General features: G+C 73.0%; 23 protein-coding genes. 4 read left to right on the forward strand and 19 right to left on the reverse strand.

All coding sequences use genetic code 11. The features are described 5' to 3' along the window. Positions 1 to 84: 84 nt before the first annotated feature. From fae (D9C15_RS06195) to D9C15_RS06220, 6 genes are all read right to left on the reverse strand, one after another. Positions 85 to 615, reverse strand: coding sequence for a formaldehyde-activating enzyme (gene fae, locus D9C15_RS06195; RefSeq protein WP_127996567.1), 531 nt, complete (start codon positions 613 to 615; stop codon positions 85 to 87). A gap of 41 nt (positions 616 to 656) precedes the next feature. Continuing rightward, positions 657 to 1,448: a formylmethanofuran dehydrogenase subunit C gene (locus tag D9C15_RS06200; protein ID WP_127996568.1), complete on the reverse strand. Its 792-nt coding sequence runs from the start codon at positions 1,446 to 1,448 to the stop codon at positions 657 to 659. Then, positions 1,445 to 2,353, reverse strand: a complete 909-nt coding sequence (fhcD, locus tag D9C15_RS06205) for a formylmethanofuran--tetrahydromethanopterin N-formyltransferase (protein ID WP_127996569.1) — start codon at positions 2,351 to 2,353, stop codon at positions 1,445 to 1,447. Before fhcD ends, D9C15_RS06200 begins: the two co-directional genes overlap by 4 nt. Next, positions 2,350 to 4,041, reverse strand: coding sequence for a formylmethanofuran dehydrogenase subunit A (locus D9C15_RS06210; protein ID WP_127996570.1), 1,692 nt, complete (start codon positions 4,039 to 4,041; stop codon positions 2,350 to 2,352). The genes fhcD and D9C15_RS06210 overlap by 4 nt, the downstream gene beginning before the upstream one ends. Next, on the reverse strand, positions 4,038 to 5,243 hold the full coding sequence (locus tag D9C15_RS06215; protein ID WP_127996571.1) for a molybdopterin-binding domain-containing protein: 1,206 nt from the start codon (positions 5,241 to 5,243) through the stop codon (positions 4,038 to 4,040). Before D9C15_RS06215 ends, D9C15_RS06210 begins: the two co-directional genes overlap by 4 nt. A 157-nt stretch (positions 5,244 to 5,400) precedes the next feature. Next, a complete protein-coding gene (locus D9C15_RS06220) occupies positions 5,401 to 6,096 on the reverse strand; it encodes a HisA/HisF-related TIM barrel protein (RefSeq protein WP_127996572.1) in 696 nt (231 codons plus the stop codon). A gap of 12 nt (positions 6,097 to 6,108) precedes the next feature. Between D9C15_RS06220 and D9C15_RS06225 the strand changes: the two genes are divergently transcribed. From D9C15_RS06225 to D9C15_RS06235, 3 genes are read left to right on the forward strand one after another with little or no spacing between them, the layout of a single operon-like run. Next, a complete protein-coding gene (locus tag D9C15_RS06225; protein ID WP_240668303.1) occupies positions 6,109 to 7,101 on the forward strand; it encodes an ATP-grasp domain-containing protein in 993 nt (330 codons plus the stop codon). Beyond that, entirely contained in the window at positions 7,094 to 8,152 is a 1,059-nt protein-coding gene (locus D9C15_RS06230; RefSeq protein WP_127996573.1) for a hydantoinase/oxoprolinase family protein, read from the forward strand. Before D9C15_RS06225 ends, D9C15_RS06230 begins: the two co-directional genes overlap by 8 nt. Next, positions 8,152 to 8,751 carry an amino acid kinase family protein gene (locus tag D9C15_RS06235; protein ID WP_127996574.1) on the forward strand — a complete coding sequence of 200 codons (600 nt, stop codon included), beginning with the start codon at positions 8,152 to 8,154 and terminating at the stop codon, positions 8,749 to 8,751. Before D9C15_RS06230 ends, D9C15_RS06235 begins: the two co-directional genes overlap by 1 nt. Here D9C15_RS06235 and D9C15_RS06240 read toward each other — a convergent pair. The 5 genes from D9C15_RS06240 to D9C15_RS06260 are packed head-to-tail and all read right to left on the reverse strand — an operon-like array spanning position 8,685 to position 14,001. Beyond that, entirely contained in the window at positions 8,685 to 9,428 is a 744-nt protein-coding gene (locus D9C15_RS06240; protein WP_127996575.1) for a (5-formylfuran-3-yl)methyl phosphate synthase, read from the reverse strand. The two genes, D9C15_RS06235 and D9C15_RS06240, sit on opposite strands and share 67 nt — an antisense overlap. Beyond that, entirely contained in the window at positions 9,425 to 10,006 is a 582-nt protein-coding gene (locus D9C15_RS06245) for a DUF447 domain-containing protein (protein WP_127996576.1), read from the reverse strand. The genes D9C15_RS06240 and D9C15_RS06245 overlap by 4 nt, the downstream gene beginning before the upstream one ends. After that, positions 10,003 to 11,379, reverse strand: a complete 1,377-nt coding sequence (locus D9C15_RS06250) for a DUF6513 domain-containing protein (protein ID WP_127996577.1) — start codon at positions 11,377 to 11,379, stop codon at positions 10,003 to 10,005. The genes D9C15_RS06245 and D9C15_RS06250 overlap by 4 nt, the downstream gene beginning before the upstream one ends. Next, positions 11,358 to 12,026 (reverse strand): flavoprotein, encoded by a 669-nt coding sequence (locus D9C15_RS06255; protein WP_127996578.1) that lies wholly within the window; start codon positions 12,024 to 12,026, stop codon positions 11,358 to 11,360. Before D9C15_RS06255 ends, D9C15_RS06250 begins: the two co-directional genes overlap by 22 nt. Continuing rightward, a complete protein-coding gene (locus tag D9C15_RS06260; protein WP_127996579.1) occupies positions 11,959 to 14,001 on the reverse strand; it encodes a sigma-54-dependent Fis family transcriptional regulator in 2,043 nt (680 codons plus the stop codon). The genes D9C15_RS06255 and D9C15_RS06260 overlap by 68 nt, the downstream gene beginning before the upstream one ends. Positions 14,002 to 14,170: 169 nt before the next feature. On the opposite strand from D9C15_RS06260, the gene D9C15_RS06265 reads away from it, so the two are divergent. After that, positions 14,171 to 14,647 (forward strand): dihydroneopterin aldolase, encoded by a 477-nt coding sequence (locus D9C15_RS06265; protein WP_205854736.1) that lies wholly within the window; start codon positions 14,171 to 14,173, stop codon positions 14,645 to 14,647. Between the two features lie 119 nt (positions 14,648 to 14,766). Here the strand turns inward: D9C15_RS06265 and fae (D9C15_RS06270) are convergent, their stop codons facing one another. The 8 genes from fae (D9C15_RS06270) to D9C15_RS06305 all read right to left on the reverse strand — a co-directional run bounded on the left by fae (D9C15_RS06270) (position 14,767) and on the right by D9C15_RS06305 (position 21,781). After that, a complete protein-coding gene (gene fae / locus D9C15_RS06270) occupies positions 14,767 to 15,276 on the reverse strand; it encodes a formaldehyde-activating enzyme (RefSeq protein ID WP_127996580.1) in 510 nt (169 codons plus the stop codon). Between the two features lie 106 nt (positions 15,277 to 15,382). Beyond that, complete coding sequence (locus D9C15_RS06275; RefSeq protein WP_127996581.1) at positions 15,383 to 16,240, reverse strand: triphosphoribosyl-dephospho-CoA synthase; 858 nt, start codon at positions 16,238 to 16,240, stop codon at positions 15,383 to 15,385. Then, positions 16,237 to 17,157: an ATP-grasp domain-containing protein gene (locus tag D9C15_RS06280; protein WP_127996582.1), complete on the reverse strand. Its 921-nt coding sequence runs from the start codon at positions 17,155 to 17,157 to the stop codon at positions 16,237 to 16,239. The genes D9C15_RS06275 and D9C15_RS06280 overlap by 4 nt, the downstream gene beginning before the upstream one ends. Then, complete coding sequence (gene mch / locus D9C15_RS06285) at positions 17,157 to 18,161, reverse strand: methenyltetrahydromethanopterin cyclohydrolase (RefSeq protein WP_127996583.1); 1,005 nt, start codon at positions 18,159 to 18,161, stop codon at positions 17,157 to 17,159. The genes D9C15_RS06280 and mch overlap by 1 nt, the downstream gene beginning before the upstream one ends. After that, the gene (locus tag D9C15_RS06290; RefSeq protein ID WP_240668305.1) at positions 18,158 to 19,258 is read right to left on the reverse strand and encodes an ATP-grasp domain-containing protein; all 1,101 of its coding nucleotides are present in this window, start codon (positions 19,256 to 19,258) and stop codon (positions 18,158 to 18,160) included. The genes mch and D9C15_RS06290 overlap by 4 nt, the downstream gene beginning before the upstream one ends. Before the next feature lie 26 nt (positions 19,259 to 19,284). Continuing rightward, on the reverse strand, positions 19,285 to 20,199 hold the full coding sequence (locus D9C15_RS06295; protein ID WP_127996585.1) for an NAD(P)-dependent methylenetetrahydromethanopterin dehydrogenase: 915 nt from the start codon (positions 20,197 to 20,199) through the stop codon (positions 19,285 to 19,287). Positions 20,200 to 20,226: 27 nt separating this feature from the next. Beyond that, complete coding sequence (locus tag D9C15_RS06300; protein WP_127996586.1) at positions 20,227 to 21,237, reverse strand: beta-ribofuranosylaminobenzene 5'-phosphate synthase family protein; 1,011 nt, start codon at positions 21,235 to 21,237, stop codon at positions 20,227 to 20,229. Positions 21,238 to 21,391: 154 nt separating this feature from the next. Continuing rightward, the gene (locus D9C15_RS06305) at positions 21,392 to 21,781 is read right to left on the reverse strand and encodes a 4a-hydroxytetrahydrobiopterin dehydratase (protein WP_127996587.1); all 390 of its coding nucleotides are present in this window, start codon (positions 21,779 to 21,781) and stop codon (positions 21,392 to 21,394) included. Positions 21,782 to 21,908: the final 127 nt, after the last annotated feature.

Raw genomic sequence — 21,908 nt, forward strand, 5'->3', positions numbered from 1 at the left:
TCGCCGCGGATCCGGCTTCGCCGGTCCGCTGGCGGCGCCCCCCCGGGGGGGAGGCGCCGCAGGCGCTTCCGGGGGGGGGCCCGTTCACGACCAGTCGTCCATGTCGTGCTTGATGCTGTGGCGGTTGGCGATCAGTTCTTCGACCGAGGGCTCGTTGTTCAGCGCGCGCCTGATCGCCAGCTTGGTGGCCTCGTAGTTGGTGCGGTACATGTCCTTCTTGTCGAGGTTCGGGTCCTTCGCGCAGCGCGGGTCGATCCACACCAGGCTGATGATGCACAGCTCGTTGGCCAGCGCCTTGGGGATGGTGCCCTCGATCAGGCAGTCGACCACCGCGTCGGCGGTGGCGCTCTGCACCACGCCGCCGAACAGGTCGATGTTGGCCACGTCCTTGAGCGTCACCTTCGGCACGATGATGGTCGCCGGGCGCACCAGCTGGTTGCAGGCGCGGATCGCGAACATCGCGGTGTGGCCCTTGGTCTGCGCCATCATGTTGGCGAAGGCCTGGCCCACCGGGCCGCTGGTGCGGCCGATCAGGATCTCCGGCATCGCATCGGTGAACTGGCCTTCGGCCGCGAGCACGGTCGCCTCGCCGGCGTGGAACAGGTAGTCGTTCATGTCGTCGTCTGCAGTGGATGGAAAGGAGGAGGCGGCGATTCTCAGGCGAGCGTGATCAGCTCGCCCTTGCCGCCGGCGGCGAGATCGCCCAGGCGGCGCCGGATGGCGCGGCGCGGCAGTTCGGCGAAGGCGCCGCCATGTCGGGCCAGGTCGCGCGCGAGCAGCTGCCAGAACACCGGCGCGTCGGCCACCGCCGGCACGAAGGTCGGCGAGTCGGCCGGCGCCGCACCGGCGAACACCAGGCTGCCGCGCCGCATGCCGTAGCCCGCATGCGCGCCGCAGCGGCCGGCCAGGGCGATGGTGCCGGCCACCATGCGCGAGCCGAGGAAGTCTCCCGCGTCGCCGAACAGCAGCGCCGTGCCGCGGCGCATGCGGTCGCCGAAGCGTGCGCCGGCGCGGCCGCGCACGATCAGCGTGCCGCCGCGCATGCCGTCCATGCTGCCGGGCAGCGTGCCGGCGGCGAAGTCGCCGACGTTGCCGCCGATCTCGACCAGGCCGCCGGACATCTCGCAGCCGGCCAGGTCGCGCGCACTGCCGCCGATGCGCAAGGTGCCGCCGCGCATCGCGCCGCCGGCGCAGTCGCCGGCGTTGCCGTCGACGATCAGCGTGCCGCCCGCCATCTGCCAGCCGATGCGGTCGGCCTTGGCGAGATCGCCTTCGAGCACGAGCGCGTCGTCGTCGCGCCGGGACGCGGTGAAGAACTCGGCCAGCGGCACGAGCGTGTTGCCGTACCCGACCAGCGTGGCCGCGGGGTCGTCGAGCCCGGGCAGCACACCGCGCAGATCCAGTCGCAGCGCGAGCGGGCGCTTCAGCGTGAGGGTCCAGCCGCTCATGCGCCTTCCCCCATCAGCTTGCGCAGGTGGAAGTGGAACGGCCCGAGCTTGCCGCCATAGTTGCCGGCCGAGATGCGCAGCAGACCGCCGGCCGCGCCGAGCGCGATGCCGGCGTCCAGCCCGGCACGCATCGCCGCGGCCACGTCGGCCTCGGTCAGGCCGTCGATCACGATCTCCATCACGCAGCGGGTCTCCGCGGTCAGTTCGGACTTCGCCACGAGGCCGACCAGGCTGGGGCAGAACGCATCGTTGGTGGAGGCACCGAGGGCCGGGTACTTGCTGCCCACCTTCGAGCCCGAGCGCACCACCCCACCCGGGAAGGGCATGATCACGTTGGGCAGCGCCTGCATCGCCGCCACCGCGGCCTCGGCCGCGGCCAGCGCCGCATCGGTGTCGCGCGCCAGCAGCAGCAGGTTGCCGCCGCCCACGCCCTTGACCACCGCGGTGGTCTCCTGCGCGACGAACTCGCCGTCCATCACCGGCACGCGCCAGTAGCGGATGCCGCCGATCACCTTGCTGATCTGCCAGCCGTCGCCGAAGAAGCGCAGGTTCTTGCCCAGCGCCACGGCCTCGCCGTCCGCGATGCCGGCGTAGACCGCCGTGGTCGGGCAGGTCAGCACGCATTGCCCGACGCGCCGCTCGATCTGCTTGGCCAGTTCCTTGCCCGACATCGCGAAGATCAGCACCGCGATGCCGGGCCGCCCGTCGGGTGTCTCGTCGGGGGCGAGCTCGCGCTCGATGCCGGCCTCGCAGCCGCAGGCGATCACCGAGGTCGCGAAGCCGGTGGCCGCCACCGCCGCATGGCGCGCCCAGGTGGGGTTGTGCGCGGTGATCACGAGCCGCGTGCCCTTCATCGGAAAGGCTTCGGCGAAGGTGTCGTCGATGGCAACGCCGTTGCGGATCATGCGGCGTCTCCGCTGAAGCAGGCCGCGGGCAGCAGCCGGCCGCCGTTGCAGCACGAACAGAGCTCGTCGTGCGTGATCGCGACGTTGTCGAAGGCGATCGCGGCACGGTCCTGCCAGTGCCTGCGCAAGGTCTTCTCGATGATCGGGTCGTAGCCGGGTTCGACGAAATGCGTGCCGCCCACCGGCGTGGCGGTGACACGACCGGCCTGCGCGACCAGCACGCCGTCCTTGAACACCCACTCGGGTGTGCGGAACATCGACTCGCGGTCGGCCTTCTCGCGGTAGACCGCGATGTCGGCCGCGGCGCCCACGCCGAGCTGGCCGCGGTCCGGCAGGCCAAGGAGTTTCGCCGGCGCGGCACGGGTGAGGATCGCGATCTCCTCCAGCGTCAGCTCGCGCGTGATCGACTTCAGCGCACAGTTCGCCGCCACCTCGGGATGCAGCTTCGCGAGCTGCTCCTCGCGGAAGGGGCGGTCCATCAGCAGGCGGATCAGGTGCGGGTAGCTGGTGAACGGGCCGCCGTTCGGGTGGTCGGTGGTCAGCACCACCTGCCAGGGGTTCTTCACGAGCAGGAAGATCTCGAGGCCGATCACCCACTGCAGCGCGTTGACGAAGCTCTGCTCGCGGTAGCGGAACGGCACCACGCCGCAGCCGGCCATCAGCTCGATGTCCGCGCCGACCCACTTGCGCGGGTTCGCGAGGCCGCTCTGCGCGAACTGGCGCATCGTGTCGCCCGAGGCGGTGACGGTCTGGCCGAACATGATCTGGCCGACGTCGATGCTGATCTGCGGGTTGGCATTGACGGCCTCGGCGAGCTGCAACGCGGCCGAGGAGAACTTCTTCGGCCCCTCGGTGCCGTAGGCGTGGAACTGGATGTGCGTCAGGTGCGCCGGCAGGCCTTCGAGTGCCTCGATGGTCTCGAGCGTCGAGCGGATGTTGCCCGGCACGCCGAGGTTGCTGCCGTGGATGTGCAGCGGGTGCGGCACACCGAGTTCCTTCAGCGCGCGGGCCAGGGCATGCACCACCTGGCGCGGCGTGACCTGCCAGTGCACGTGCGGCTCGTTGACGTCGAGCTTGCGCTGGTTGAACTTGAAGGCCGAGATGCCGCCCGGGTTCACCACCTTCACGCCCATCGCCTTGGAGGCGTTGATGGTCCAGGCGGTGTAGTCGCGGATCTGGTCGAAGTTCTTCAGGTCCGGCCCGCCCTGGGCGAGCAGTTCGAGGAACAGCTCGTCGCTGCCGAGCATGACGTAGGCGCCATGGTCGAGCACCGGCACGTCGCCCATCTCCATGTGGGCATGGCGCGCGTTGCTCGGCACCATGGCCGGCTCGAAGGCGGCCGTGTAGCCCATCTCGACATAGCGGTAGCCGGTGGCCAGCGTTCCGGGCGCGCAGGTGCCGCAGGAGGCCAGCTCGAGCGCATTGCCCGGCAGCACGATCGGTTCGACGCCCTGCCGGTGGTCCTCGGCCATCAGCAGGCGCGCGAGGTTGACCTTGCCGCCGCCGATGTGGGTGTGCAGGTCGATGCCGCCGGCCATCACGACGCAGCCGGCGGCGTCGATCTCGCGGTCGTACCGTTCGCCGGCCCGCGGCGCGACGATGCGGCCGTCGCGCACGGCGAGGTCGCGCACGCCGCTGCCGCCGATCGGATCGACCACCGTGCCGCCGCGCAGGATCACGCTGCTCATGCCGGCCTCCCGGCGCGCAGCGCCTGCAGGATCGCGCCGGCTGCCGTGGCCACGCTCGGCAGCGCGTCGCGCCGCGCCGCGCGCAGCGGCATCAGCACCGTGCCGTCGGTGCGGAACAGGTGGCCGTCGCTGCCGATGCCCGGGGTCGAGACCGGGATGAACACGCTGCGCCGGCCTGCGCGCCGCGCACTCGGCGCAAGCGCGGGATGGCCGAGCAGGATCAGCGGCGCATCGGTGTCCGGCGGTTGCGCTGCGGCGTCGAAGCTCGCCACCCACAGCAGCGCGTCAACCTCGCCGTCGGCCAGCAGGCGCGCGGCATCGAAGGCCATCGGCTCGTGCTCCAGTCCGCGTGGTCCGGCGCGGCTGCGCAGCGGCAGGCCGGACAGCCAGGCGTACACCTGGTTCACCGTGGCGCTGCCGTTGCCGCCGCCGATCCACAGGGCGGCCGCGCGTGTGCTCGCGTTCAGGTCGTTGACGATGCGGTGCACCGCCTCGATGAGCAGCGCGCCCTGCGGCGGCAGCGCCGGCGGCGCGCCGACCAGCACCGCGTACCGCGCCGCGTGCAGCCGCTGCGCAAGCGCCTGCAGCGGCTCCGGCGCGGCCACGCGGCGGCCCGCCACCAGCGCGGCCAGCAGGCCCAGCGTGTCGAACAGGTCGCCGTGCAGCGGCACGTCGGCCCCGAGCACGACCACCTGCCGCTGCGGCACCTGCGCATCGCCGATGCCGCAGCGCTCGCGCACCAGCGGCGCCACGTCCTGCGGCACCGCCCCGACGAAGACGATCAGGTCGGCGCGCGTGCGCACCTCCGCCAGCGTGGTGGTGAACTGACCGCGGTCCTGCAGCGCGCGCAGGCCCTGCATCAGCGCGGCGCCGCCGGCCGGATCGCTGATCGCACCGGTCGCACAGGCGAGCGGATAGAGCGAACGGGCGCCGGCCACGTCGGTGCCGAGTCCGCCGAACAAGGGCTGCTGCGCTGCAGCAAGCAGCGCCGCGGCGCCGGCCGCCGCCTGCCCGAGCGTGACCGGGCGTCCGTCGATCTCCGGCGCCGCGTCGTCCGGTTCGGCGCCGAACTGCGCCAGGCCACGCGAAGCACGCGGGCAGTCACCGCCGTCGAGTTCGAGCGTGGCGGCGCCGGTGCGCACCCGCAGGTGGTCGCAGGCGAGCGGGCAGAACGGGCAGGTCCAGGCGGCGGAGGCGGTCATGGGGACTGGGGGACGCAATCCATGTGCCATTGCGGCGCCGTCGGCGCCGAGCCGACGACGCCGGGCGTGGCCGCATCGCGCCGGCCAAAAGTGCCACACAGTGTGGCGATTTCGGCCCGCGAAGGCGCCCGCGGACGGCCCGGGGCGATGGCACGAATCATGATCTGTGGTCGGCCATGGAGCCGTCGATCCGACCGTCGTGCAGCGCGCTGGCCACCAGCCACGCACCCGCCCCGGCCGCCGCGGCGCGTTGCAGGTCCTCGGCGTGGCGGATGCCGCCCGCACCGATCAGCCAGCGGTCACCGGCGCGCCGCTGCACTGCAGCAAGCGTGTCCAGGTCCGGCCCGCTGTCGGCGCCGACACGCTCCAGCGTCATGACGATCACGCGTCGCGGCCAATGCTGCGGTGCATCCCAGCAGCCCGCCGGATCGAGGCGTTCGGCGCCGCGGCGGTCGAGCGACAGGATGGCGTCGGCCGGCAGGCCGGCCGCCGACTGCAGCGACTCGCTGCCGAACACCGGCACCACGCGCGCGCCGTCGGCGCCCAGTTCGTCGCGCAGCCGCTGCGCCTGCGCCGGGGTGGCGAAGCCGGCGTCGAGCCAGAGCTCGAGGCCCGGCTGGTCGGCCAGCAGCGTGCGCAACACCGCGGTCTGGGGGGCGCCGCCGAGCAGCGCGTCGAGGTCGGCCACATACAGTTGCCTCGCGCTGCAGCGCTCGAGCAGCGCACGCGCCAGCGTCAGCGGGTCGCTGCCGGCAGCCAGGCGCGAGACGATCGGCCGGTATGTGCTGCGCTCGCCGCGCACGGCACGCACCACCTGGCCGTGCATCAGGTCGATCACCGGAACGAGCAGCATGAAGGGGCGGGCGTGAGCCGGAAGGGCGTTGGAGGCGGCGGGCGGGCCGGGGCGATGCGGCGCGTGTTCGTCTACGAGTATCTCAGCGGCGGCGGCCGCCTCGACGACGACCCGCAGGCCGCCGCGGAGCTGATGCCGATGGGCGTCGCGATGCGCGATGCGATGGTGCTCGACATGCTGTGCGCGCCCGATTGTGCCGTCACCGTGGCCACCTGCGCCGAGGCCGGCACGAACCCGCCCGGCGCGGCCTGCACCAGCGCGCGCCCGGGCGAGACACCGGCGGATTTCGTGGGCCGGCAGGCCCGCCAGCACGACGCGGTCTGGCTGGTGGCGCCGGAGACCGGTGGGCTGCTGGGCCGGCTGGCCGCGGTGGTCGAGCCTGCGCGCTGGCTCGGCTGCACGCCGGCGGCCATCGCGGTGGCCTCGAGCAAGCGCGCCACCGTGGAGCAGCTGCACGCGCGGGGCGTCGCCACGCCGCTGGGCTGGCGCGACGATCCGGCAGTGCGACGCTGGGTCGTCAAGCCCGACGACGGCACGGGCGCGATCGACTCGCGTGTGCACCTCGAGCGCAGCGCCGCGGAGCGCGACCTCGCGGCACGCCCGGCCGGCAGCGGCTGGCTGGAGCCCTGGGTCGAGGGCGAGGCGCTCAGCGTGTCGATGCTGTGCCACGACGGCAGCGCGGACCTGCTGAGCGTGAACCGGCAGCACATCGCCGTGGACGCCGAGGGCGCGCTGCATTTCCGCGGCGTCGACGTCAACGTGGTCCCAGCCGACGATGCACGCCGCCCGGCCCTGGCGGCGCTGGCGCTGCAGGTCGCACAGGCGCTGCCGGGGCTGCGCGGCTTCGTCGGCATCGACGTCGTCTGGCATGTGCCGCGCGGCCCGGTGCTCATCGAGGTCAATCCGCGCGTGACGAGTGCGTACGTCGGCCTGTCGGCCTCGCTCGGGCGCAACATCGCCGCCGAGCTGCTCGACGGCTGCGCCGGGGAGGCCGGCCATGGCTGAGCCGCAGCTGTTCGGCTGGGACGTCGGCGGCGCGCACGTCAAAGCCTGCCGCCTGGTCGGCGCGCGGGTGCTCGATGTGGCGCAATGGCCCTGCCCGCTGTGGCAGGGCACCGAGCACCTGGAACATGTGCTCGCGCAGGCCGCGGCGCGCTGGCCCGGGCTGGCGCATGCGCCGCATGCAGTGACGATGACCGGCGAAATGGTCGACCTGTTCGAGCACCGCGAGCACGGCGTGCAGCGCATCGCCGCCTTGCTGGCCGGCGCGCTGCACGCGCCGCGCTTCTTCGCCGGCGACGCCGGCTGGTGCGAGGCCGCGCAGGCCGGGCGCCACTGGATGCAGATCGCCTCGGCCAACTGGCTCGCGACCGCGCGCCACGTCGCGCGTGCGATGCCGCAGTCGGCCGGCGTGCTGGTCGACATCGGCAGCACGACCACCGACCTGATCGCGTTCGCGTTCGGCCGGGTGCCCACCACCAGCCGCAGCGACGTGCAGCGCCTGGCGCGCAGCGAGCTGGTCTACCAGGGCGTGGTGCGCACCCCGCTGTGCGGCGTCGCGCGCCGCGTGCCCTGGCGCGGCGAACGGCTGAACGTGATGAACGAGTTCTTCGCCACCACGGCCGACGTCTACCGGCTCACGGGCGAGCTCGACCCGGCACACGACCAACAGCCCAGCGCCGACCATGCGGCCAAGGACGCCGCCGGCTCGCGCGCCCGCCTGGCGCGCATGATCGGGCTCGACGCACGCGACGCCGACGACGCCGAATGGCTCGACTTCGCGCGCGCCTGGCGCAGCCTGCAGCTGGCCGAGCTGCGCAGCCAGCTCGACCACGTGCTCGCGGCACAGCCGCGCGAGGCCGCGCTGCTGCTGGTGGGCGCGGGCTGCGGCGCCTTCCTGGTGCCGGAGCTGCTGAGCGCCGGCGCGACGGCGCTCGACTACGGGCGCGACGTCGCGCCGCTCCATCCCGCGGCCGCGCCCGGCGCGGCGCGCTGGGCCGGGGTCTGCGCGCCGGCCGTCGCGGTGGCGGCCCTGCTGGCGGAGGACCTGCGCTGATGTGGGTCGTGAAGCTCGGCGGAAGCCTGAACGGCGATCCGGTCCTGCCGCAATGGCTGGACCTGCTGGCGCGGCTGGGCGGCGGACGCGTCACCGTGGTCTGCGGCGGGGGCCGATTCGCCGACGAGGTGCGCCAGGCGCAGGCGCATTGGCAGTTCGACGATCTGCCGGCCCACAACATGGCGGTGCTCGCGATGGCGCAGACCGCCTACCTGGCCCATGGCATCAACCCGGCGCTGCGCCTGGCGCGCAGCATGGAGGAGATCCGCCAGGTGCTGCATGCCGGCCACACGGCGCTGTGGCTGCCCTACGACTGGATGCGCGACGGGCCGGACCCGCAGGCCAACTGGGAGCTCACCGGCGACAGCATCGCGCTCGACCTGGCGCGCCAACTCAATGCCGAGCACATGGTGGTGGTGAAGTCCTGCGCCATCGACCCGCAGGCCAGCCTGGCGGAGCTGGAGGAAGCGGGCGTGCTCGACCGGCGCTTCGCCGGCATCGCGCGCGGCGCGGCGTTCCCGATCGACGTGGTTCACAAGGGGGAGCTGGCGCGCATGCGCTCGCTGCTGCTCGGCGAGGCACGCTCGCTAGGCGCCTGAACCTCGCGCAGCGCCTGCACCAGGCCGGCCAGCAGGGCCGGCTCGAGCCGGCCGTCGCGCGCGCCGGCGCACAACGCGCTGCGGAAACCGGCGAAGTCCGGCGCCAGGCCGGCCAGCCGCGGCAGGTGCTTCAGGCGCAGCGCGCCGGCCAGCCCGACCATCGTGCCGGCCGTGCGGGCACGCGTGACGAAGCGCGACAGCGCCAGCACCGACACCGCGTCGAACAGGCAGCCGGCCGACTTGTCGGCCGTGTCGGCCATCACGCCGGGGAAGCCCAGCCCGAGCGCATGCGCGAGCGTGGCCGGGTCGAGGCCGCGGTCGGCGATGAAGACCGGGATGACCGGGTGGCCGCAGGCGGCCAGGCGCTCGAGCAGCGCGGCCGCGCCGTCCTCGCGCGGGATGCCCACCTTCACGACGTTCACGCCGCAGGCCGCGACGGCCGCGACGCGGCGCAGGATCTCGTCGCCCTCGCCCAGGGCGATGTCGCCGATGGTCGCGCTGACCGGCAGCCGGCAGCCCGCGCCGCGCAGGGCCGCGACGATCGTGCCGATGGCACCGACCGGCAGGCCGCCGAGCGCGCCCTGCCCCGGCTCCTTCAGGTCGATGAAGTCGGCCCCGCCGCGCGCCGCGAGCAGCGCCTCCTCGGCATCGCGCACGCTGACCAGCAGGCGGATCATCGCGGTACCTCCGCGGCCTTCGCGCGGTGCGCAGCGACCGCCTCGCGCAGCCAGCCCCAGGCTTCGTGCTCTCCCGCGCCGGCGGTCTTGTCGATCGCGATCTGCAGGTAGGCCATCTCGGCGTCGACCTTCTGCGCCGGCAGCATGTGCAGACGACTGACCAGCACCGCGCCCTCCACCACTGCCGCCTGCGCCCGGTTCAGCCCCGGGAAGACCGCGTGCACGACCTCGTGCACACGCTGCATGCGCAGCACGGGTCGCTGCGGGTCGTCCACCTGCTCGGCCAGGCGCAGCTCGACATGGCTGAGCGCCGCCGCCAGGCGCACGCCGCGGATCGTCTCGGCCGGCAGCGTGGGCCAGGCGCGGCGCCCGGTGACGCAGCCGGCGAACACCCGCCCGTCGACCACGATGTTCAGCACCGCGTGGCCGGTGGCGAGGATGTTGGCCAGGGTCGTCGACGGCTTGAACGGCATCAGCACCACCTGCCCGGCCTGGTAGCGCACACCCATCGGCGCGACATGGCTCGCGCCTTCGGCGGAGACCGTGGTCACCACCGCCTCGAAGATCTGGTCGTTCATCGTCTCGTCGTGCCCGGTGCACACCAGGCGTTCAGGTCCTCGGCATCGCGCTCGACGGCGCAGCCCCAGTCCAGCGGCTGGTCCTGCACGTAACGCTTGCCGAGCCGCCAGGCGAGCTCTGCATGTGCAAGTTCCACGCCCATGTAGAAGGCGTGCGAGGCATCGTTTTCCAGGTGCAGCTGCGGCCACAGCTCGAAGGCACCCTGCCCCGTGCGCAGGCCGTCGCGGTTGTAGACGTGCACGCCGGCCTCGGAGACCTGCACGCGGAAGTTCGGGTCGCGCACTTGCGAGGCCGTTGCCGCGATCTCCTCCGGCGAGTCGGGGAACGGATGCTTCGCGTGCACCGTCATCAGCTGGTCCGACAGCCCCTTGGGCAGCGAACGCTGGCGCGCCGCGGCATGCATGATGCGGCGCGCCCAGTCGGCCTCGCGCACCGCACGCCGCGCATGTGCGCTGACCTGCGTGGTCAGCACCGCGGCCACGTTCAGCTCGGCGGCGAGGCCGAACAGGATCGCGTTGATGCCCGAGGTGTCCGCCTCGGTCAGCTCGGTGAGGTTGCCGATGCCCATCATGATCGGCGCCTCGGGGAAGCGCTCGCGCAGCCGGTGGTAGCGCACGATCGAGGCGGTCAGGCCGAAGGGGATGGGGTCGAGGATGGGGTCGGCCAGGAAGGCGCAGCCGCGGGCCTGCAGGGCCTCGACGGCGGCGAACAGCGAGGCCTCGTCGTGCGGCACGCGCGGGATCAGCACCGGCGTGGCGGCCACCTCGTCGGCGATCCACAGCGTGCCTTCGTGCAGGCTGAGCAGGTAGTCGGCCCCCGCGCGGCCGCCGCGCAGCAGTTCCTGCGGGTCCATCGAGTCGATGCTGACCGCCAGGCCCTCGGCCTTGAGCGCGCGCACCGCGTCCTCGACCTGCGGGAACGGCGTCTCGGGCAGGCCGCCGAGGTCGATCACGTCGGCGCCGTCGCGCTTCAGCACGCGGGCACGCGCGACGATCTGCTCGACCGTGAGCCGCGGCGCATCGACGATCTCGGCAAAGATCGCCACCTCGTACTCGCTCAGGTCCACCGGTCGCGCGGCGCGGTCGAAGAAGCGCGGCAGGTCCTTCAGCTCCTCTGGGCCGCGCTGCACCGGGATGCCGTAGTGCGCCGCGAGCGCATCGAGATCACCGCGGCAGCGCCCCGGCACGACGATGCGGTTCGCCTGCACCGGCGCGGCGACGCGGCGCCGGATCATCTCGGCGGTCATCAGCGCGGCCACCTGCAGGCCGATCTCGCGCACCTCCCAGGTGAAGGGCGCGTCGTCGATCGAGCCCAGCACCTTCTCGAGTTGCGGCTGCGCGAGGCGGCCGGTCAGGAAGAGGATGTGTTCCACGTCAGCGACAACTCATGAAGGCGCTTCTCGAGAGCGGCTTCCAGTTCTGCCGGCGAGGCCACCACGCGGCAGAAGTCGATCTCGCGCAGGCGGTCCACGTTGTCGAGCTCGATGCGGCGCGGCCGCAGCGTGACCCAGTCGTGCGGCGACTTCGTCACCACCACCGGCTCGGTGTCGCAGGCGAACACGATGCCCGGGATGCGCAGCTTGCCGGCCTGCGCGAACATGTTGGTCGGCAGCGTGTCGCTGATGCCGAAGGCGCACTTGGCCACGGTGTTGCTCGTGGCCGGGGCGATCACCACCGTGTGGTAGATGTCCTCGTACAGCATGCCCACGGGCACGGCGCTGGCGGTCTTGTCGCGCACCAGACGGAAGCCGGGCGCGAAGCGCGAGCGCAGGTCCTCGAGCCGGATGCCGTAGATGCCCAGCACCTCCTCGCCGGCATCGGAGAGGAACAGGTCGAGCCCGGGCAGGCGCTGCGCCAGCGCCATCGCCTCGTCGAGGAAATGCCCGGAGCCGGTGATGCACCAGGCGAAGCGCGAACGCGTCGGCACCGACGCGTTGTCGAGCGCGCCGTGGTCAGTCGGGGTGGGAGACCTCGATGTGGAGCTTGTGGAGCTTGCGGTAGAGGGTGTTTCGGCTGACATCGAGCGCCTTGGCGACATTGCTCACGTTCCAGCGGTGCTGTTCGAGCAATTGGAGCAGAACCTGGCGCTCGTTGGCCTGGATGGGGTTGAGCTTGACCGGCAGCGCGGTGTCGGCCGCCGCCGGCTCGGCCGCTGGCGCGGCGGGGCGTGCCTGCGCCACGGCCGTCGGCAGCGCGGCGGGCGCAGCCGCCTGCGTGAGCGAGGGCAGGTGCTCGCGCGTGATCGGCCGGCCGTCGGCCAGCGCGGCCGCGGTGCGCAACACATGGCGCAGCTGGCGCAGGTTGCCCGGCCAGGGGTGCTCGAGCAGCAGCCGCTCGGCCTCGGCCGACAGCGCGCCGACGCCGCCGGACTCGGTGGCCAGCACATGGGCGATCAGGTCGCGCCGATCGCTGCGCTCGCGCAGCGGCGGCAGCAGCAGTTCGATGCCGGCCAGGCGGTAGTACAGGTCCTCGCGGAAGCGGCCCTCGCGCACCCGCTGCGGCAGGTGCTGGTGGCTGGCGCTGATCAACTGGAAGTCGACCGGGTGCGTCTCCTCGGTGCCCAGCGGCGTGACCTGGCGTTCGTCGAGCACCCGCAGCAGGCGCGCCTGCAGTTCGAGCGGCATGTCGGCGATCTCGTCGAGGAACAGCGTGCCGCCATCGGCCTGCAGGATCTTGCCGCGCCGGCCGGTGCGCTGCGCTCCGGTGAAGGCGCCGGCCCGGTAGCCGAACAGCTCGGACTCGATCAGGGTCTCGGGCAGGCTGGCGCAGTTGACGGCGACGAAGGCGCCGCCGGCATGCGGGCTGGCCTCGTGCACCGCGCGTGCGAACACCTCCTTGCCCGAGCCGGTTTCGCCGCACAGCAGCACCGGCGTCTGGCGCGCGATCACGCGGCGCGCGGTGTCGAGGTGGGCGGTCAGGCGTGGGTCCTTGAAGATCGAGCCGGGCGCACCGGCCGGGCGCGGCACGGCCGGCCGCGGCGGCACGCGCTGCGGCGTCGGGGCGACGACGCTGGCGCTTTCCGCCGCCACGGCACCCGCGGCGAGCGCCAGCGGGGCGCCCTTGGCATCGGTGGCCGGCCGGCGCGCCACCGCGAAGAAGCGCAGCGCGGCGTTGGCGCGGTAGGTCACCACCGGGTGGAACGAGGAGGACATGCTCCGCTGCAGCATGTCTTCCAGCGAGGTCTGGAACAGGTCCTCGATCTTGCGCGTGCGGATGTCCTCCATCGACTGCATGCCGAGCTGGAACAGCGCGCTGCGGTTGGCCGCGAGGATGCGGCCGTCATCGCCCACCGCCAGCTTGCCCTCGTGCAGCGTGTAGACGAACTCCGGCCGGCTGTGGAAGTGCAGCGGGTGCGCGTTGCGGTAGCGCGCGTCGATCAGGCGGTTCTCGACCATGCGCGCCGTCATGCCCAGCAGCACCAGCAGGTGCTGCTGCATCAGGCTGGAACGGCTGGTGACGTCGAGCACCGCGGCGATCTCGCCCGACGGGTCGTACACCGGCACGGCCGAGCAGGTGAGCTGCGTGAACTGGGTGTAGAAATGGTCCTCGCGACGCACCGACACCGGCCCGCCGGCGGCCAGGCAGGTGCCCATGCCGTTGGTGCCGGCGTCGTGCTCGCTCCACTTGCCGCCCACGCGCAGGCCCAGCGGGCCGACCTCGGCGGCGAACTCGGGCGAGGACACCATGTGGATGATCACGCCGTCGGTGTCGGTCAGCACGACCGCGCTCTCGACGTCGGCCAGCTGCTGGTACAGCGTGGTCATCTCGTAGCGCGCGCAGGCGATGATGTCGGCCTGCCGGGCGCGGCGCTCCTCGAGCTCGACGCGGCTGATGAACACCGGGTCGTGCGGCTTGGCCGGGTGCAGCCGGTACTCGTTGATGCAGCGGCCCCAGGACTGCGCCACGATGTCGCTGCCGATCTCGGGCCGGCCGCTGCGCACCAGCTCGAGGATGCGGTCGGCGTGGCGGTCGGCGTGGCGCATGGACAGGGTCATCAGGGTCTCCGGTACAGTCGGCCGTCTGCTGCGGCGCTCGCCCGGGGATTGTGTGCCTCCGGGGGCGGTGGACCCCCCCGGGAAACACCGATGGTCCAAGGGCACGGGCGCGCATTTTGCAGCAGGGCGTGACCCGCCCGGACCCACCCCACGCACGAGAGTCGCATTGATGTCCATCAGTCCGCAACCCCTGGCTCCGGCCCCGCGCACGCTCGACGATGCCGCGCTGGACCTGATCTTCATCGAGGGCTTCACCGGCGCGACGGTGATCGGCATCCACACCAGCGAGCTGCACCAGGCGCAGCCGCTGGTGATCGACGTGCATGCCGGCGTGCCTCGGCCACGCGCCTGCGACACCGACCGCATCGGCGACACGATCGACTACGGCGTGGTGCGCGAGCGCCTGCAGCGCCTGCTGCGCGAACACCGGCTGCAGCTGCTCGAGGCCTTCGCCGAGGCGGTGGCGACGATCCTGCTCGACGAGTTCGGTGCGCGCTGGGTGCGCGTGAAGGTCGTCAAGCCGCGCAAGTTCGACGACGTGCAGGCGGTGGGCGTGCAAATCGAACGCTGGGCGCCGGAGAAGCCGCGTTCGGCCGCGGCGGTGCTGCACCTGATCGGCAGCGGCATGGTGCCCGGCGGGCGCTAGGGCCAACAAGAACCGACCGGACCAGCCGGTAGAAACAAAAAACCGACCGGACGAGCCGGTCGGTGATCCCTCTCAACCCTCTGTCCGAAGCAGCGCAGCCCGAGGGCTGCGCGTCGAACTCATTTCGCCTGGAACGGGTGGGCGACGGTGCCCTTCTTGGCGACGACCTCGGCCGCGGTCGGCGAGCCGGCGACGGCGCGCTGGATCGACTCGCGGACGGCACGGTAGTTGTAGTCCTGGATCTTCTTGTCGTCTTCGGCAAGCCAGTGGATGAACACGCCGACGCAGACGAACAGGTTGTCGGCCTCCGCGGCCGGGATGGTGCCGTCCTCGACGCTGTCGGCCACCGCCATCGCGACGGCGCGCTGCGCCGGGCCGAACATCTGCACCGCCTGCTTGGCGCCCTTGATGGTGACCTTGTTGAACATCACGGTCGCCGGCTTGGTCAGCAGGTTCGGCGCCACCACCGCGAGCAGCGAGGTGAAGCCGTCCTTGTTGTTGGTCAGCGCGTTGGCGAAGGCGGACTCGGCAGCCGAGCCGCGCGGCCCGATGATCAGGTCGATGTGGGCAACCTCGTTGCCGTCGCCGACGAGCGACTCACCGACCATCATGCGATCAATCTTTGCCATGGCTTTGCAATCTCCTGTGGTGTGGTTCTGCGGGGTGTCGACACACTGGCCATGCACCAGCGCGACGAAGACCCTATCACGATCCATGCCACGCGTCAGCCGCGTGTCAGGCGAGCGCGGCGAGCAGCAGCGTCGCGACGGTCAGGTCGGCGCTTGTGCCCGGGTTGATGCCCTGCGCCTTGAGCGCCTCGTCCCAGGCGGCGAAGGCCGGATCGCGCTGCGGCTGCGCCACCCCGAGCCAGCCGTGCGCCGCGTGCATGACAGTCTGTGCCACGGCCTCGCCGTGTTTTCGAACAATGTGTGAATCGGGGAAACGCGCCAGCCAATGCAGGAACACCTGCTGCACCGGCGCGGCGGCAGCCGCGTCGACGGGCGCCGGCGGCATCGGCGGCATGAGTACAAACCCGGAGGCGGCAAGCGCTTCGGCGGCCGCCAGCAGCTCGCGGTAGCCGCCGGCGTACTGTCGCGCGATCAGGTCGCGCCCGGCTGCCAGCGCCATCGCCTCGCGCAGGCCGACGCTGGGCGCCGCGTGCACGTCCTGCGCCGGCGCCGTCCCGAGGCCGCCGGGGTTCGCCTGCGCGATCGCGCGGTAGGCCGCCGCGGCGTCGTCCAGCGCCAGGCCGGCCAGCACGGCCTCGAGGGCCTCGGCCCAGGGCGTCTGCGGCGCGCGTAGCTCCGCGGCCCGGGCGATCGGCGCGCACAGCAGCACGATGCCGAGGTTGGTGTTGCAGCCGGCGCTCGCCCAGCTGGCCTGCACCGCGCGCTCGATGCGCGCCCCGACCGCGGCGCCGCGCTCGAACAGCGGCACCGCCGCCGCCTGGGCACTGGCGATGAACTGCCGCGCCTGCATGCCGTGGCCGGCCGAGGCCAGGCTCACGTTGCCGGGCTTGCGCACCGCCACGTCCAGCGTGCAGGCGGCGAGGAAGGCCGCGCGTGCGCGCTCGAGCGTGTCGTCGGCAGTCATGCGCGCCGGGCCGGCACCTGCGCGGCGCAGCGTCGCGCGAGCAGGTCGTCGACCAGCGCGCCGGCGATGTTGAACGGGGTGACGCGCTGCAGGCCGTGCCAGGCCGCCACGCCGTTGACCTCGATGACCAGCGGCCCGGTCGGGCCGGGCATCAGGTCGATGCCCGCGTAGTCCATCTGCAGCGCCCGCGCCGCATCCTGCGCCAGGCGCGCCAGCTCGGGCGTGAGCTCGGCGCGCGCGACCCGCGCGCCCTGCGCGACGTTGTGGATCCAGTGCGTGCTGACGCGCCGCATCGCGGTCACCGCGCGCCCGCCGATCACCAGCACGCGCCAGTCGAAGCCCGGTTGCGCGACCGGCGGCACGAAGCGCTGCAGGTAGGCCACGCCGCCATAGCCGCGCGAGAGCGGCGGCAGCGCGCGGAACGCGCCGTCCACCAGGCCGACCCGCTGCAGGCCCTTGCCCTGCGAGCCGAACAGCGGCTTGAGCACCAGCGCGTGGCCGGCCGCCGCCTCGCGCACCACGATCTGCTGGGCCTGCGCCGGCGACTCGACGGCCCAGGTCGGCGGGCACGGCACGCCCGCGGCGTGCAGCAGCAGCGAGGTCATCGACTTGTCGACGCTGCGCTCGATCGCCCGCGCGTCGTTGTAGACCGGGACGCCGAGCTCGCGCAGCGCGTGCAGCACGCCGAGCCGGCGCGTCACCTGCTCGAAGCTGCCGCCGGCAATGCCGCGCACCAGCACCGCGTCGGGCAGCTCGCGACCGAAGCCCGGCAGCGCCAGGCCGTGCCAGGCGTGGCCGGTGTCGATGCGCACGTCGGCCAGGTCCAGGCAGCGCCCCAGCGCGCCGCGGGCGCGCAGGGCCGCCTGCAGCTGGCGCGTGTGCCAGCCCACCTCGTCGGTCGCGATCGCGATGCGCATCACTCGGCGTCGAGCCAGAGCTTGCGCAGCAGGTCCATGTCAAGCGCACCGGCATGCCAGGTGCGGCCGCTGTCGACGTTGCTGACCCACACCTCGGCCGGCGCGAACAGCGCGCCGTCGATCTTGTAGAAGTCGTACTCCACGTCCTTGAAGATCTGCGCGAAGGAGCGGCCGTAGTCCTTCGAGTTGCGCGAGGGCAGGCGCTGCGCCAGGTCGCGCGCCGCGTCGTCGCCGCCGCGCACGGCCAGGTGAACCCGCCCGCCATACAGGATCGCGTCGTTGGTGCGGCCCATCGCCTCGACGCCGTCGGGGCTGGGCGAGGGCAGCGGCGCGGTCGCCACGCCGTCGACCACCTGCGACAGGTCGAAGCCGAGTTCGTGCGCCTTGTGCAGCGCGACCTCGAGCACCCGCGCAACCACCTGCGTCGTGCCGGCCAGGCTGCTGGTGGGCGTGAGCACCACGGTCAGCGCCTCGGGCGCCAGGCCGCAGTCGCGCAGCAGCTTCTCGAGGATCACCGCCGGCGGTGCGCGGTCGACCTCGAGCACGATCACGCCGCGCTCGGCGCGGTCGCGGTAGCCGAGCTCGGCGAACAGCGCTTCCTTGGCCGCCAGTGCGCGCGCCGGGCCGGAGCCGAGCGAGAAGAACTTCTTGCCGCCGGTCTCCTCCTTGCTCGCCGCCAGGCTCCAGCCGGCGTACTGGCTGGCCAGACAGGCGAGCACCGGCTGCGAGCTGCGCGCCTCGAGCCAGCTCGGCCAGCCGTCGACCGCGCCGCTGCGCAGGCCGACCTGGCCGAAGCCACCCATGCAGATCTCGCCGATCAGCAGCCCGGCGGCGATGCTGCCCGGCGCCTCGATGCCGGCATCGACGATGGTCGGGCCGAGCGGGTCGCGCCGCACGGCCACGCGCAGCGCCGCGGCCTGCGCGACCAGTTGCTCGACCAGCGGCTGCACCTGCCGGTTCAGGCTCAGCTCGACGCCGGCCAGTGCCGGGGAATGTGGGTTCATGCCAGGGTCTCCAGGGAGGTGAGCAATGCGTCGCTGCGCCGCGCGAGCTTATCGCGCACGGCCGCGGCGCTCGCTCCCTGCGCGTCGACGCTGCAGATGGGTTCGCCGGGCGACCAGGCCCAGGGAAGGTCGGGCAGGTCATGCACGTCCGGCTGCAGCGCCAGCCAGGCGAGCTGGCGCTCGACCAGCCGCAGCGGCGCCCGCGCAAACACGATCTCGCTGCCGCGCACCGTGTCGGCGGCGCGCCGCGGCGTCGGCAGGCCCTCGCCGCGGCAGGCCTGCCGGTGCGCCTCGATCGGCCCGCCCTCGCCCACCTGCGGGTACAGCGCCACGCTGGCCGGCGGGCGGGCGTTCAGCTCCAGCACCTCGATGCGTTCGCCGTCGAGCAGGAAGTCGAGGCTGCCCAGGCCGCGCAGGCCGAAGGTCTCGACCAGGCTGCACACCGCGTGCGTGGCCTGGTCCAGCACCGCCACGGCCACCGGCACCGGACCGATCACGCCGCTGTAGAGGAAGCGCCAGCCGTGCCGCTCCTGCACGATCTGCTCGTTGCAGCCGAGCACGACGGCATCGCGCCCGTCGGCGACGAAGGTGGCCGACATCGGCACGCCGGGCCGCTCGCGCTGCAGGTACGTGGTGGCCGACAGCGCGCGCAGCGAGTGGCGCGGCGCGGCGACGATGTGCGTGCCGCCGCTGCCGGCGGCGTCCTTGACCAGCCAGCCCTCGCGCTCGTCGGGCCAGTCGCGCCGCACCGGCGGGTGCGCGATGCCGGCCGCGTCGAGCGCGGCGAAGAAGGCTCCGGGGTCGCGCACGCGCGCGACGGTCTCGGCATCGTTGCCGATCAGGGGCAGGCGCTGCGCGCCGGCGGCGAGCAGATCGGTGCGGCCGTCGAAGCCGCTGCCGGCGATCCAGCCCTCCACGCCCTGCCCGCGCAGCGCCTCGAGCGCCGCGAGCAGCAGCGCGGCGTCGATGCGCAACGCCGACGGATCGCCAATGCGCGTCCAGTCCAGCGCGGCGCGGCGCGTGTCGCGGTCGCCGAACAGGTCCAGGGCCAGCACCTCATGGCCCTCGAGCGCGGCCAGCTCGGCCAGCACGCGCACGGAATAGCCTGCGAGGGCGAGGCGCGTCACTGCTTGGCGGCAGACTCGGCGAGGAAGGCCCGCGCCGTGGCGAAGGCCTCGGCGAAGCCGAGCCGCACCGCCTTCTCGGCCTCGCGCATCTGCAACAGCAGGCGGTGCTGCGTCTGGTACTTGACGTTGCCGATCGCCAGCGCGCCGATGCCCAGCGCCGCCGTGCCTGCCAGCGGCCTGGCGTCGTCCATCACGCCGACACCGGCAATCCCCTCGGGCGGCACGGCGTTCACGTCGGCGGCCACCTTCAGGTCCTTCGCGAAGCCCAGGTCCTCGGCCGAGACCACCTGCACGCCGGCGGCGGCGCAGGCCAGCAGCACGTCGGCCTCGCCGATGGACGTGCGCACCGCGGCCCGGTCGCCGCCGGAAATGCCGTGCAGCGTGACGCCGAAGCGCGCGCCGGTTTCGCGGGCGGCCTGCTCGGCGACATCGATGCCGTTGCGGCTGGACAGCCAGACCGTGGCACCCGCCTGCGCCGCGATCACGCCGGCGATGCGCCCGACCGGCCCGGTGCCGCCGAGAACGACGACGCGCTGGCCGTCGAGCCCGGCGGCGCCCTGCCTCTTCAGCGCCGCCTCGACGCAGGCCACCATCGCCGCGGCGGTGGTGTAGGCCCCGCTCGGATCGGCCATCAGCGACACGACGAAGGGCTTGACCATCGCGCTCTTGGCGCGCTCGAGCATGTCGGCGGCGAGCAGCGCATCGCGCCCGCCGATGAAGATGCCGGTGCGCTGCACGCCCTTGGGCCCGCGCGAGAAGATTGCGTCCTGCGTCAGCCCGGTGATGCTGTCGAGACTGGCGTCGCAGTACGGCACGATGATCTGGTAGCCGGCGTCGGCGGCCATGTTGATGTCGAACGGGCTCATCTGCCGGCCCGGCGTGAACATGTGCAGGATGTAGGGGCGTTCCATCGCGTGGTCTCTCGGGAAGTGATTCGGTCAGGGCGCCGCGGCCAGCGTGGCGCCCGTGTTGCGGCCGGCGACGACCTGCAGCGCGAGCGCATCGTCCACCACGCCGGCGGTGCGCGCCGCGGCCAGCAGGTTGTCGGCGCGCCTGGCCGATTCGACGATCGCGAAGCCGGTCGGGCCCCAGCTGCTCTGGCCCAGGGCCACCGGGGCGCCGGGCGCCTCGCGCAGCCAGTGCATCAGTCGCGCGACGGCCGGGCTGGTCCAGGGGCTGCCGTGCTGGGCCGGCGCGAAATGTGCGCCGAGCACCTGCTGCACCACGTTCAGTCCGGCCGCGAAGGCGGCGAAGTCGGCCTGCGCCGCGCCGGGCAGCAGGCGCATCAGCACCTGGTGGCAGATCTCGGCGGCCCGCTCGCGCGGCAGCGGCGCCAGCGCGGCGATCGCCTCGCGCTCCTGGGCGCCGGACAGGCCGCGCCGCGCCGGCTCGAGCACCACGATCACACGCCAGTCGGCCGGCCAGGCGATGCGTGCGAGCAGCGGCGCGGGCGCCCCGTCGGGCGACGGACCGCCGTCGACCAGCAGCCCGCCGACGTCGAAGCCGGCGATGCCGATGCCCGAGCGCAGTCCGCGGCCGAGCCAGCGGGCCAGCGTCGGCGTGTCCACCTGCAGCCCGTGGCAGGCGGCGAACGCACGCCCGAGTGCCAGTGCCAGCTGGGTGCCCGAGCCGAAGCCGGCATGCACGGGCAGCGTCCGCAGCAAGCGCAGCTTCAGCGGATTGGTCAGGCCGGTCTCCTCGCGCAGGCGCTGCAGCCAGGCCACGGCGCGCTCGAGCTCCGCGCCGGACGCGGCGGGGTCGGCGCCGACCTCGTCGCGGCGCGCCGGTTGCAGCGACACCACGGTCTCGAAGCCCTCGACCACCAGCCCGATGCTGCCGAAGCGCCGTCCGAGCGTGCCGGAGGGATCGAGGAAGCCCAGGTGCAGGCGCCCGGGCGCGTGCACCGCCACCCCGGCGCCCTGGCGCAGATCGGTCGAGGGAGCGTTCATCGGGGCATGTCGGGCCGGTTCATCCACGTGGAATAGCAATCCCCGTTCCGCGGCCGCACACGGCGTGCGGCCGACCGTCCCCGGGCAGCGGTGTCCCGGGGCGGGGACATTGTGTCAGCGCACTGCCGCCCGGCCGGCGGCCGACTGGTGGCCTTCAGTCGTACTTGAGGTACTTGAAGCGCGGGTCGTCCGGCGTGCCCTCGAGCACCGCGCCCTCCTCGCGCCCGGGCTGCCACATCAGCACCTCCTCGATCTTGCGCGCCAGCGCGAAGTCCTTCTCGGTGATGCCCTTGGCCGCGTGGTTCATCAGCTTGACCGTCACGAACGCGTACGAGACGGTCAGGTCCGGGTGGTGCCAGGCCGCTTCGGCAAGATGGCCGACGCTGTTCACCACCATCAGCGTCGACTTCCAGCCGCTCGTCTTGTACTTGCGCCGGATCCAGCCGTCCTCGAGGTACCAGTGGGGCAGCTCGACCTTCAGGCGGCCTTCCACCTCGTCGGCGCTGTAGACCTCGTCCGCGCCCTTGCGTCGCCATTGCGTCATGGTTGTCTCCTTGCGACTGAGAGAAAACGGTACCCCAGAAGTACAAACCCCTCCCGACCTGAGGTGGGAGGGGCGGGTGGCTGACGCCACCGATCCGGGGCTCCGGAGGTAGAAGGTCCGGGGCTCC

It is taken from the genome of Piscinibacter defluvii (genome assembly GCF_004011805.1).
Taxonomy (GTDB): domain Bacteria; phylum Pseudomonadota; class Gammaproteobacteria; order Burkholderiales; family Burkholderiaceae_C; genus Piscinibacter; species Piscinibacter defluvii.